Here is a 10,355-nt window from a genome sequence, read left to right as displayed (position 1 = left end):
CACCAAGCACATGAGCTACGCCTTCATGAGGGACGGCATGGAGAAACCGGAGGCTGGTGTTTAGTGGTCTCGATGAGGAACGTCTGGCTCCTCAACATCTCGACCTTCTTTTTCTTCCTCGGAATAAGCGTCGTAACACCAGTAGTTTCCCCGTTCCTCGTCAGCCTCCACGCCGAGCCCTTTCTCGTCGGCCTCGTTGCAGGCGTTACCTCTTTCCTCTCCCTCGTCTCCAAGCCCATAGGAGGTGCAGTCGGCGACAGAGGTTATCGCTTTCACGCCCTCGTCGGCGGGAACCTGCTCGGCTTAATTGCTGGAGTCCTCTACGTGGTCTCGGCAATAAGTGCCAACGTTTACCTCTTCGCCTTTGCAAGGGCCATTCACGGCTTCTCGATGGGCCTCTTCTTCCCCTCAAGCCTCTCAACGGCCGTTGATTTGGCTCCAGCAGGTAGGGTTGGTGAGACCCTCGGCTGGCGTGGCATGATGTTCTCCCTCGGCAACATAATCGGGCCGGCCATAGGCGGCTACGCCTCCGATGTAATAGGCTTCGCCGGAGCCTTCGCTCTAACGGCAATCTTCTCCGGGGTCGGAGCACTCTTCGCGCTCATCGCGTGGCGCGAGGCGGGTGAAGTCGTCAGGCCGAGGGAGCACGAAAAGGCCAGCTACCGCGAACTGCTCAGGATAACTTTCGTTTCAGCATCGCTGACGCTTTTCATGTTCTCGATGAGCTACGCGGGTGTTACAACGTATCTGCCTGCCCTTTACAAGTCCCTCTCCCTGCCCCAGAGCCTCTTCGGCTACTACATGATGGTCATCGGAATATTCTCCTTCATGACGCGCGTTATTGGCGGTAAAAGCGCCGACAGGCGCGGTCCCGTCCCGATAACAACCCTGGGCCTAACCCTTATGCTCGCCGGCTACGTTCTGCTCAACCTCTACACCCTCCCGCCCCGCTCCTATGTCAGCGCCGCCCTAATAGGAGCAGGCTTTGGACTGGCGGTTCCGGCCATGCAGCTGATGGCCCTCGGCGACCTTCCGGGGAGAATAAGAACGATGGGTTCTGGAATCTACACGATGTTCTTCGACCTCGGAACGCTCGCCGGTCAGGTCAGCCTCGGCTACGCCGCCCAGCTCTATGGTTACGCCGGCGTCTTTCCGCTCCTCCCGCTCATCCTGGGGGTCGGTTTTATAACCCTCTACGCGCCCGTCATCTGGGGGAAGGTCAATGCTCGTTAGGGTCTCCTACGGAACGGCGATAGCGATGGGCCTAATCAGGGCGAAGCTCCTTGCCAAGCCAACGACCGCGTATCTGATGACTTACTGGCCCGGCAAGTGCGCCAACGACTGCGCATTCTGCGCCCAGGCGCGCTCCAGCAGGACAAACCTCGACAGGCTCTCCCGCGTCACCTGGCCGGCCTTCGAGCTCAAAAAAGTCATCAAAGCCCTTCCCAACGGCCGTTTCGGAAGGATATGCCTCCAGACGATAGACTACCCCGGAATGCTCGACGACGTTCTGGCACTTCTGAGGGCGTTCAAGCCCCTCGGCTTGCCGGTCTCGGTCTCGATAACGCCCGTTTCGAGGGAAACGCTTGAGGAATTTAAGGGGCTCGGCGTTGACTACGTCGGAGTGGGCCTCGACGTTGCGAGCGAGAGACTCTTTAGCGAGATAAAACCCGACTTTGAGTGGGACAAGATGTGGAGCTTTGCAGGGAGGGTAGTTGACGTTCTCGGCCAGGGAAAAGCTTTAATCCACGTCATAGTCGGCCTCGGCGAAACCGACAGGGAGCTTGTGAAGGTCTTCGAGAGGGCCTACGCGATTGGGGCCGATGTTTCACTCTTCGCCTTCACCCCCCTGAGGGGAACGGGGCTTGAGAACCTTGAACCGCCGAGCATCGAGCGCTACCGTAAAATCCAGCTGGCGAGGTGGCTCGTCGAAAAGGGCCTGGGCAACAGGATAATCTTCGAAGGGGACTCCATAAAGGGCTTCGATTTAGCTGGCATCGAGGTTCCGCCATCGGTTTTCGCAACGCACGGCTGTCCAGCCTGCAACAGGCCCTACTACAACGAGAGGCCAAAGAAAGAGCCCTACAACTTCCCCCTTCTGCCGGAAAAAGATTTCGTTGAGAGGGTGGTTACTCAATTAGGCTCTCGAAGACCTCGTTGAACTCGGGCAGTGTAAACTTCTCCCTGACCTTTTTTCCCTGTGCAAGCTTTACCAGGGCCTCGGCGAAGCGGCGGAGTTCTTCGTCCTCTTCAACCAGCTTTAGCGTGGCCTCCATGTTCTCGGCAAGTTCACCCAGCTTCCCCTCCCTCTTGATTATCGCGAGTATGTCCCCGAGCCTCTTCACGCCGAGCCTGTAGTGGTCCTCACTCGGTGCCCTCAGAATCGCCCTAAAGGCGCACTTCACGGCTCCCCGATAGTTGTCCTCCTGCAGGAATATCTCCGCCAGCCGGAAGCAGGCCTCGAAGTAGAACTCCGGCTCAGTGTTAAGGCTCTCGTGCAGTATTTCGTCCAGCTTACTCTTCGCGGTTTCGAGGTCCTTCCTGTTCTCGGCCTCGAGGGCTTCCCTGAAGAGCCTGACTATCCTCTCCCTCCTGTTAAGCGGCTCGTATTTAATCACCATCTCTCTCACCCCTGCTTTCACGCCAGGCCTTTTCAAAGGAGGGCCACACCTCATCAAACCTCCTTTCAACCCGCCACCTTCTCCTAAAGGCGTTAAGGATGACAGTTAGGTCCCTCTTCAACAGCTCGTAGCTCTCCGGGTGAGCTGTGGTGAGGTGCTGGGCCCAGTCTATTATCAGGATATCATCGTCCGTTAAAACGACGTTGAACTCACTTAAATCCGAGTGAACTATACCAAAGCGCACTATCTTGAGGTACTCCTCGAGGATTCTGTCGAGGACTTCCCTGGCTTCTTCCCTCGTCAGCTCATCATCCCTCAGCTCCGCCAGCTCGGTCCCCTCAACGAACTCCATGACGAGAACATGCCTGTTCCAGGCTACCGGCTTCGGAACCCTTGCAATCGGGCTGAGCAGGACCAGAGCGTCGTATTCCTTCTTCGCGATGAGCCTTGAAACGTAGAGCCAGCTCGTGTGGTGTTTATCGGCGAAGACGTGGGAGTGGTAGCCAGCTCTCCTTGAGGCTGTCCTGCCCCCAACCCGGTTGAACTTAACGGCAACTTTCTCACCGGTCGGGGTTACCCCAACGTAAACGTCCGCGTCCTTTCCGACTCCAATCTGCGTCGTGCTTATCGCCTCTACAACGCCTTTCCTCGCGAGGGCCCTTATGGCCAAAACGTCGTAGCCGTGTATCGTGAGCTGATAGCCTATGTAGCCTATGTCGCTCCTCCGCCTGACGAGGGACATGTCGTCGAGCCTGCCGAGCCGAAACGATGCGGTCTCAACGTCCACCCCGGCAAAGCGCGCTACCTCCTCTAAGGGCACCCACTTGTGGTGCCTCATGTTGAGTTCAACTCCCCTGAGGATTCTGAAGTCCAAATCGCGGAGGTTTGGATAAGCTTCGAGGGCTAGAAGTTTGCTGACCATCTCCCCCCTCCAAGCGTTACTACCTCCCGGTTTTTATAAAGTTAGTCCGGCCACCTTTGTCCAACAGACTTTTAAGCGCTCAATTCGGCTACCGAGAAGCCTTCTTCGCCGTAGCGGTTCTCTACGCCCCGGCGTGGGGGTAATAAAGGGGATGAAGAGGGCAGAAAAGGTCAGCCGTACATGACCTCGTGCATCGCTATAGCCTGGGCGAGCCTCTTTTCGGCCCCCAAAACCTTCTCCACGGCCCTGAGGAAGTCGTCCTGCGTGACGTACTCCCTCCTGTCCCTGATGGCGAACATTCCAGCCTCGGTCGCTATGGCCTTCAAATCCGCTCCGCTCGCGCCCTCGGTGAGTTCCGCTATGATGCGCAGGTCAACGTCCTTCAGATTCATCTTCCTCGTGTGGACCTTGAGTATCTCAAGCCTTCCGCGGAAGTCCGGGAGCGGGACTTCAATCAGCCTGTCGAACCTTCCCGGCCTCAGCAAAGCCGGGTCGAGGATGTCGGGCCTGTTGGTTGCCGCTATGACCTTAACGTTCCCGCGCGGGTCGAAGCCGTCCATCTCTGCTAGGAGCTGCATCAGGGTTCTATTGACTTCCCTCTCACCACCGGTCGTCTCGTCCATTCTCTTGGCTCCAATCGCGTCAATCTCATCGATGAAGATTATCGTTGGGGCCTTCTCCTTGGCGAGCTCGAAAAGTTCATGGACCAAGCGGGCACCCTCTCCGATGAACTTCCTAACCAGTTCGCTTCCAACGACGCGGATGAAGGTTGCGTTGACCTCTCTCGCGAGGGCCTTCGCCATGAGGGTCTTTCCACAGCCAGGTGGCCCGTAGAGCAGGACTCCCTTCGGGGGCTCGATTCCAACCTTTTCAAAGAGCTCTGGATGCTTAAGCGGAAGCTCTATGGCCTCGCGGAGCTCCTGCAACTGCTTATCAAGACCGCCGATGTCCTTGTAGGTGACCCTGGGCCTCTCTATGACCTCAAAGCCGAGGACGCTCGGGTCCTTCTCGGTCGGGAGTAGCTCGACTATCGCCATAGTCCTCTGGTCCAAAGCGACCCTTGAGCCGGGCTTGAGCTTGTCCCTCTCTATCCACGGGGCTATTCTGACGACGAAGCGCGGTCCGTTGTAGTTCTGAACTATGGCCCTCTCTTCGTCAAGAACCTCTATAACCGTCCCCGCAAAGGCAGGTGGTTGCCTCAGCCTTGACATCTCCATTCTGAGCCTTGAAAGCTCCCTTTCCAGCCGCTCTTTATCAGCCTCAAGGGTTCTAACCTGGAGTTCAAGCTGTCTGATTCTCCTCTTCAGATACATAATGTAGTCATCGTAACCCTCTGGATGTCCAACGTTTATATCCTCAACGCTCATTCCAGTTTCACCTCTCCCAAGGTATCTATCTTCGTCATGCCTTTTTAACTCTATCCTCTCTCTATTGATGACTTTTCGAAATAGTATACGCCCAGACGCCCAATATACGAAATTCTTATTAACGTTGTGTTCATATTATGAACGGTATATCCACGGGGTGGGGTAGAATGCGCATCGAGGTAAAACTAAGACCCGCTGAGGAGGGCACGGTACTGCCGTTCAATTACAACTACGAAGTCTATACCCAGATACTCAACAAGATGTACCTCGTCTCACCCGAACTTGCCCGGGACGTTGAAACGAGTCACGCTGATTACTTCACGTTCTCAAGGATAATGGTCCGCAAAAGGGAGCTTCTTCCCGAACAGGGGATTAGAGTTCTCTCCGACGACGTTTCACTTTACATATCATCTCATTCTCCCGACGTCATAAAGGCCATAGCAGAGGGCTTCATCGACGACCCCCTCCTAAAGATAGGGAACGCGGCCTTCATAGCGGAGGACGTTAAAGTTCTGAGGGAGCCCAACATTGGAAGAGAAGTTCTATTCTCGACTCTCAGCCCCATACTCGTCAGAACCGTGAAGTTCGTTGACGGAAGAATGAAAATATGGGACCTATACCCTTCGGATGAAATGTTCTTTGACAAGCTAAGGAAAGTTATGCTGATGCGTTACTCAACCCTCTACGGGGAGATGCCCGACGACAAGGACTTTCACCTGGAGGTTCTCAAGTTCAAGCCGGTCAGGATTCTCGTCAGGGACACCTATTTCAGAAGCTCCCTCATGGTTTTTAGATACACGGGCTCGAAGGAGATAGCACTCTTCGGCTATGAAACGGGGTTCGGGGAGAAAACGAGATACGGGTTTGGAATGGTCAAAGTGATTGACTCAGAACCAGGACGAGAAGACCTATAAAGGCCTCAATCGCCCACACTATCGCCACCAGCTGGGGTTCTTTCACTTTAACTCTTTTCATTATGAACCCCAGAAAGCTCGGATAGGGGGGCGCTTTCAACGTTCCATCGGGCAGAACTTCGGTTTTACCCCTCTTTCTTACCCCAAAGCGAACTCCCGCCGCCTTTATGACGAAGTCCAAGAAGTGAGGAATTAACAGCATGGCGGCGTAGACCTCAACCTTTCCAACTAGTCCAACTATACCCATCAAAGCGCCCAAGCTGAGCGTTCCGGTATCGCCTGGAAAAACCTTTGCCGGATACCTGTTCCACCACAGAAAGCCGAGGGACGCGCCGAGGCCAACCAGTGCAATCTCCCTGGCGGTTCCTGTGGTTATTACGGAAAGGACGGCCAGCGCTACCGCGCTCGTTCCAACCTCAAGCCCGTTGAATCCGGCGAGCATGTTGACGAGGTTTGCGGAACCCGTTATGAACAGAACCGCGAAGAGAGGATAAAGAACGCCGAGGTTCAGCACGTGCCCGAAGAGGTTTATCGTGTGTCCAACGTTGAAGAACGCAGCTGGAATCGACGCCAGAATGGAAAGAACAACCTTATGGGACTGCTTCAGCGCCGTTAAATCATCAACGACCCCAACAAAGGCCAGGAGCAGAAACGGCAGAAGGTACCTTCCCCAGAGACAGCCCACCACCCCAACGGTCAGGGCTATGGCTATTCCCCCCATCTCCGGAACTTCGGGTTTCTCCGGCTTGTGTATGTCCCTTCCGGTTATCCCGGCGCTCCTCATTAGAGCCGCGACGTAGGGCGTGAGGATGAGCGATAAGATTAAAGCTATAAAGAGTGCTATCATCTCTAACACCAGGCCATCTTGGAGACTCCAAAAAATAAACCCTTCGGTGGTAGCATGGACATAAAGCTCGTGGTGTTTGACCTCGATGGAACACTCATAGGCGCAAAAAGGCCCTTCCGTGAAATCAAAGATGAGCTTAAGAGCAAGTTAGTGGAAATGGGAATCCCGAAGGACACCATCGGAGAGCTAACACCTATGTACGAGGGCCTCCTGGAGCTTTCAAAGAGGACGGGAAGGCCCTTTGAGGAGCTATATTCAATCTTGGTCGAACTTGAGGCCGAGAGAATGGAGGAGAGCTACCCGTTTCCCGGAGCCAGAGACGTTCTCGAGTTCCTGAAGAAAAAGGGTATAAAGCTTGCCCTGATGACGCGCAGTTCAAGAAAAGCAGCCGTCAAAGCCCTTAAAATGCACTCCCTTGAGGATTACTTTGACATTGTGCTCACAAGGGATGATGTTCCCTCCAAGGAGCTTAAACCTAGAGCAGAACACCTGAGGAGGATTCTTGAAGAAGCTGGTGTCCCCCCGGAGAAAACAGTGGTCGTTGGCGACCACGGATACGACATCCTTCCCGCTAGGGAGCTCGGGGCCTTGAGCGTTCTCGTGAGCGGACACCAAGCGGGCAGAATGAGCTTTCAGGTAAAGGCCGAAGCTGACTTTGAGGTTGAAAACCTGGCTCAGCTCAAGGAACTGTTCGAGAGACTTCTCTCCACCTACGTTGTAGTTCCAGCCTACAACGAGGAAAAGACCATTGGAAGCGTTTTAGAAGAGCTCCTCCGCTACTTCAAAAGGGATGAGATAATAGTAATAAACGATGGCTCCAGGGACAGAACCGAAGAAATAGCCCGTTCCCACGGCGTTCATGTTCTGACGCATCTCGTCAACAGAGGGCTTGGGGGAGCTCTGGGAACCGGCTTCGCATACGCGGTCAGGAAAAACGCAAAGCTCGTCTTAACCTTCGATGCCGACGGTCAGCATCTCATAAGCGATGCGCTCCGCGTCATGAAACCGGTCGCCGAGGGAAAGGCTGACTTTGCCGTTGGCTCAAGACTTAAGGGGGACACGAGCCAGATGCCCTTCATAAAGAAGTTCGGGAACTTTGTTCTCGATGCAGTTACCGCACTTTTCGCCCGCAGATACGTCAGCGATAGCCAGAGCGGTCTGAGATGCTTCAGCGGAGAATGTCTCCGCAGGATAAGGATTACCTGCGACCGCTACGCCGTTTCGAGTGAGATAATCATAGAGGCCTCAAAGGCCGGATGCAGAATAGTCGAGGTTCCAATCAAAGCCGTTTACACCGAGTACTCCATGAGGAAGGGAACGAACGTCTTGGAGGGCGTTAAGATAGCCCTCAACCTCCTCTTTGATAAGCTGAGGTGATTGAAATGTATGCGATACAGGCGATTGCCATAGTGGTTGTCCTCGCCCTTATAGCGTACGTCGTCGGACAGTACAAAAGGGGAGAGTTCGAGTGGGGGGACTTTCTGTTCTGGGAGGCCATACTGCTCGGCCTCTTCATAGTCGCCCTGTTCCCGATTAGGGTCGCAAACGAAATCAAGAGGTTGCTGGGACTTGGAAGGGGACTCGACGCACTGTTCATAGTGGCCATAGGACTCGCGTATCTGATAATCTTCAAGGTTTACCTCTCCGTGGACAGAACAGAAAGGGAAATAACCGAACTGACGAGAAAAGTGGCAATAGAACTTGAGGAACTCAACAGAAGGCTGGAGGAGATTGAGAAAAAACTTAAATGAACTCCCCAAACAGCTCCTCCAGGAAAACCCTCACGCGCTCCTTTGAGAGTCTGAACTGTCTTATCTTAACTATCCCCTTTTCCTGCGCCTCCCTCAGGAGCACCTCTGTTGCCTCGTTGGGGTACATCTCTTCGTAGACTATCTCCTTGATTCCGGCGTTTATCAGGAGCTTGAAGCAGGTGTCGCAGGGAAAGTGGGTGACGTAAAGCGTGGCCCCTTCGAGGCTTATTCCCTTCCGAGCGGCCATTGCTATGACGTTCTGCTCCGCATGAACGGCCCTGTGGCAGTGGCCGTCAACGATGAGACAACCGACGTCTATGCAGTGGTCCATTCCCCTCGGCGCGCCGTTGTAGCCGGTCGCCAGAATGTAGCCGTCTTTAACGGCAACGGCACCAACTCTAAGCCTCGGACAGGTTGCTCTAAGCGAGACCAGCTTCGCTATGAGCATGAAATACTCGTCCTTCGTGGGTCTAATCTTCTTTATTCTCTCAGCCTTTTTCTCGTCAAGCACTATCTCAATCATACCCATCACTGAACCTTCTTGATGTTCATCAGGCTGTTAATCTCAACGGTGATGCGGAGTATCCTCTCCTCGTAACTCGGGTGCGTTTCCACTATGGTTATCCTCTTGCGGTCCCTCTCTATACTCGGCTCTATGCTCGGAACCGCACTGAGCTTGACGTTCGTTCTCAGGTCTTCGTAATACTTAAGTTCCTCAAGGGCTTCTTTCAGTGTCATCGGGACTTCGAGCAGTCTGAGCGCCGTTTCATCGGCTTTAAACTCCCTGTTCTTCATGAACTCCGTCCTTGTAAGCTCGTAGGCCAGATACAGAAGAACGGCCGCCACCTTTACGAGGCTCTCACCGGCAATTACCAGGAGGCCCGTTATTACAAGCATCAGAAAACGTCCGTAGGTCACTATTGGAAAGCTCCTCGTGTCCCCGTTCTTTATGTGACCAAGCTCGTGGGCCGCAACTGCGAGAACTTCCCCTTCGTCGAGAACCTCAAGGAGGCCCAGCGACAGGACTATTGTGTTTCCAAAGGAGTATGCGTTCGGAATGTAGTCGTCAAGGAGATAAACTTTGGGCATTGGCACCCCTGCCTTCTCGGCAAGCTCCGCTACCCCATCGTAGAGCCAAGGCATTGCCTCCCTCTCTAGGGGAATCAGACCCTCCCCGTATTTGTGCCTCATGGCCCAGAGGTATACCACAACTAAGAGCACGCAGGAGCCGATGGCCACGCCTATTCCCAAATCTCCAAGGGCTTTTATTATCAGAAGGATTTCAAGGACAAGGATTACGTAGAACATGCCCATCACTTCTTAATTTTTGAAAGGTATGCGTAAGTTGCCTCCCTGAAGTTCGTCATAAGGGCATCCAGTATGCTCTTGACGACCTTTTCCTCAAACTCCTCCCTTGTGGTCGTTATAGAGTACACGTATCTCATGCCACCCCTGCCTTTTTCAACGCTCCTCTTGAGGAGACCTTTCTCACACAGGCGGTTCATCAGTATGCTTACGGTGGAGCGCCTTATCTCGGGATGGTTCTCCTTTATGTGCTCGTAAACCTGCCCCGCGGTCGCAACTTTTAACCTCCACATGAGCTCCATTATCTCAGCCTCAAGGGGCGGAAGAACTGCTTTTATGCCCTCCTCCGTTAGTTTGAACTCATGGGGCTCCACTCACATCACCGTTGGTATCTATGAAACCGCCTCCTAATAAAGTTTTGTCCGGCAAGGTTTTTAAATTCCCGTTGCCGAGTAGTTGCAGGTGGGCCGGTGGCTTAGCCTGGACAGAGCGTCGGCCTCCGGAGCCGAAGGTCGCGGGTTCAAATCCCGCCCGGCCCGCCAGAAAAACATTCCAGTTCCAGGAGAGACTCCCAGAGAAGCACGTGCCCCCAACCTAAAAACTTTTAATCTTCCGGGTTCTGTTAAGC

General features: G+C 54.1%; 12 protein-coding genes and 1 tRNA gene. 6 read left to right on the top strand and 7 right to left on the bottom strand.

Features of this window, described 5'->3' with window-relative positions; all coding sequences use genetic code 11:
• Positions 1-72: 72 nt before the first annotated feature.
• Both MVK46_RS05090 and MVK46_RS05085 read left to right on the top strand, forming a co-directional pair.
• Positions 73-1,233, top strand: coding sequence for an MFS transporter (locus MVK46_RS05090; protein WP_297535565.1), 1,161 nt, complete (start codon positions 73-75; stop codon positions 1,231-1,233).
• Positions 1,223-2,161, top strand: coding sequence for a radical SAM protein (locus MVK46_RS05085; RefSeq protein ID WP_297535563.1), 939 nt, complete (start codon positions 1,223-1,225; stop codon positions 2,159-2,161). The genes MVK46_RS05090 and MVK46_RS05085 overlap by 11 nt, the downstream gene beginning before the upstream one ends.
• Here MVK46_RS05085 and MVK46_RS05080 read toward each other — a convergent pair.
• The 3 genes from MVK46_RS05080 to MVK46_RS05070 form a co-directional block, all read right to left on the bottom strand.
• Entirely contained in the window at positions 2,130-2,621 is a 492-nt protein-coding gene (locus tag MVK46_RS05080; RefSeq protein WP_297535562.1) for a hypothetical protein, read from the bottom strand. The two genes, MVK46_RS05085 and MVK46_RS05080, sit on opposite strands and share 32 nt — an antisense overlap.
• Positions 2,611-3,543: a serine/threonine-protein kinase RIO2 gene (locus MVK46_RS05075; protein ID WP_297535561.1), complete on the bottom strand. Its 933-nt coding sequence runs from the start codon at positions 3,541-3,543 to the stop codon at positions 2,611-2,613. The genes MVK46_RS05080 and MVK46_RS05075 overlap by 11 nt, the downstream gene beginning before the upstream one ends.
• 170 nt (positions 3,544-3,713) lie before the next feature.
• A complete protein-coding gene (locus tag MVK46_RS05070) occupies positions 3,714-4,910 on the bottom strand; it encodes a proteasome-activating nucleotidase (protein ID WP_297535560.1) in 1,197 nt (398 codons plus the stop codon).
• Positions 4,911-5,077: 167 nt separating this feature from the next.
• Here MVK46_RS05070 and cas6 point away from each other — a divergent pair, with 167 nt between their 5' ends.
• The gene (gene cas6 / locus MVK46_RS05065; RefSeq protein ID WP_297535559.1) at positions 5,078-5,824 is read left to right on the top strand and encodes a CRISPR-associated endoribonuclease Cas6; all 747 of its coding nucleotides are present in this window, start codon (positions 5,078-5,080) and stop codon (positions 5,822-5,824) included.
• Here the strand turns inward: cas6 and MVK46_RS05060 are convergent.
• Positions 5,784-6,671 carry a glycosyltransferase 4 family protein gene (locus MVK46_RS05060; RefSeq protein WP_297535558.1) on the bottom strand — a complete coding sequence of 296 codons (888 nt, stop codon included), beginning with the start codon at positions 6,669-6,671 and terminating at the stop codon, positions 5,784-5,786. The two genes, cas6 and MVK46_RS05060, sit on opposite strands and share 41 nt — an antisense overlap.
• A 54-nt stretch (positions 6,672-6,725) precedes the next feature.
• Between MVK46_RS05060 and MVK46_RS05055 the strand changes: the two genes are divergently transcribed.
• Together MVK46_RS05055 and MVK46_RS05050 are read left to right on the top strand one after the other, a co-directional pair.
• Positions 6,726-8,048, top strand: coding sequence for an HAD-IA family hydrolase (locus tag MVK46_RS05055; RefSeq protein WP_297535557.1), 1,323 nt, complete (start codon positions 6,726-6,728; stop codon positions 8,046-8,048).
• A 5-nt stretch (positions 8,049-8,053) separates the two neighbouring features.
• Positions 8,054-8,422, top strand: coding sequence for a DUF2304 family protein (locus tag MVK46_RS05050; protein WP_297535556.1), 369 nt, complete (start codon positions 8,054-8,056; stop codon positions 8,420-8,422).
• Here the strand turns inward: MVK46_RS05050 and MVK46_RS05045 are convergent.
• The 3 genes from MVK46_RS05045 to MVK46_RS05035 are packed head-to-tail and all read right to left on the bottom strand — an operon-like array spanning position 8,415 to position 10,101.
• Positions 8,415-8,951, bottom strand: a complete 537-nt coding sequence (locus MVK46_RS05045; RefSeq protein ID WP_297535555.1) for a cytidine/deoxycytidylate deaminase family protein — start codon at positions 8,949-8,951, stop codon at positions 8,415-8,417. The two genes, MVK46_RS05050 and MVK46_RS05045, sit on opposite strands and share 8 nt — an antisense overlap.
• Positions 8,951-9,736, bottom strand: a complete 786-nt coding sequence (locus MVK46_RS05040) for a M48 family metallopeptidase (RefSeq protein ID WP_367182632.1) — start codon at positions 9,734-9,736, stop codon at positions 8,951-8,953. The genes MVK46_RS05045 and MVK46_RS05040 overlap by 1 nt, the downstream gene beginning before the upstream one ends.
• Positions 9,736-10,101 carry a BlaI/MecI/CopY family transcriptional regulator gene (locus MVK46_RS05035; RefSeq protein WP_297535554.1) on the bottom strand — a complete coding sequence of 122 codons (366 nt, stop codon included), beginning with the start codon at positions 10,099-10,101 and terminating at the stop codon, positions 9,736-9,738. Before MVK46_RS05035 ends, MVK46_RS05040 begins: the two co-directional genes overlap by 1 nt.
• Before the next feature lie 90 nt (positions 10,102-10,191).
• Between MVK46_RS05035 and MVK46_RS05030 the strand changes: the two genes are divergently transcribed.
• Positions 10,192-10,269 (top strand) — tRNA-Arg (locus MVK46_RS05030).
• The last annotated feature ends 86 nt before the right edge of the window (positions 10,270-10,355 follow it).

The organism is Thermococcus sp., assembly GCF_027066465.1.
Lineage (GTDB): Archaea > Methanobacteriota_B > Thermococci > Thermococcales > Thermococcaceae > Thermococcus.
This window is presented reverse-complemented; position numbering and strand designations above follow the sequence as displayed.

Bases quoted from the DNA above. Each gene is read 5' to 3' on its own strand.
- MVK46_RS05045 (WP_297535555.1), bottom strand. From the start codon at position 8,951: ATGGGTATGATTGAGATAGTGCTTGACGAGAAAAAGGCTGAGAGAATA.
- MVK46_RS05080 (WP_297535562.1), bottom strand. From the start codon at position 2,621: ATGGTGATTAAATACGAGCCGCTTAACAGGAGGGAGAGGATAGTCAGG.
- MVK46_RS05090 (WP_297535565.1), top strand. From the start codon at position 73: ATGAGGAACGTCTGGCTCCTCAACATCTCGACCTTCTTTTTCTTCCTC.
- MVK46_RS05075 (WP_297535561.1), bottom strand. From the start codon at position 3,543: ATGGTCAGCAAACTTCTAGCCCTCGAAGCTTATCCAAACCTCCGCGAT.
- MVK46_RS05060 (WP_297535558.1), bottom strand. From the start codon at position 6,671: ATGATAGCACTCTTTATAGCTTTAATCTTATCGCTCATCCTCACGCCC.
- MVK46_RS05050 (WP_297535556.1), top strand. From the start codon at position 8,054: ATGTATGCGATACAGGCGATTGCCATAGTGGTTGTCCTCGCCCTTATA.
- cas6 (WP_297535559.1), top strand. From the start codon at position 5,078: ATGCGCATCGAGGTAAAACTAAGACCCGCTGAGGAGGGCACGGTACTG.
- MVK46_RS05055 (WP_297535557.1), top strand. From the start codon at position 6,726: ATGGACATAAAGCTCGTGGTGTTTGACCTCGATGGAACACTCATAGGC.
- MVK46_RS05085 (WP_297535563.1), top strand. From the start codon at position 1,223: ATGCTCGTTAGGGTCTCCTACGGAACGGCGATAGCGATGGGCCTAATC.
- MVK46_RS05070 (WP_297535560.1), bottom strand. From the start codon at position 4,910: ATGAGCGTTGAGGATATAAACGTTGGACATCCAGAGGGTTACGATGAC.
- MVK46_RS05040 (WP_367182632.1), bottom strand. From the start codon at position 9,736: ATGGGCATGTTCTACGTAATCCTTGTCCTTGAAATCCTTCTGATAATA.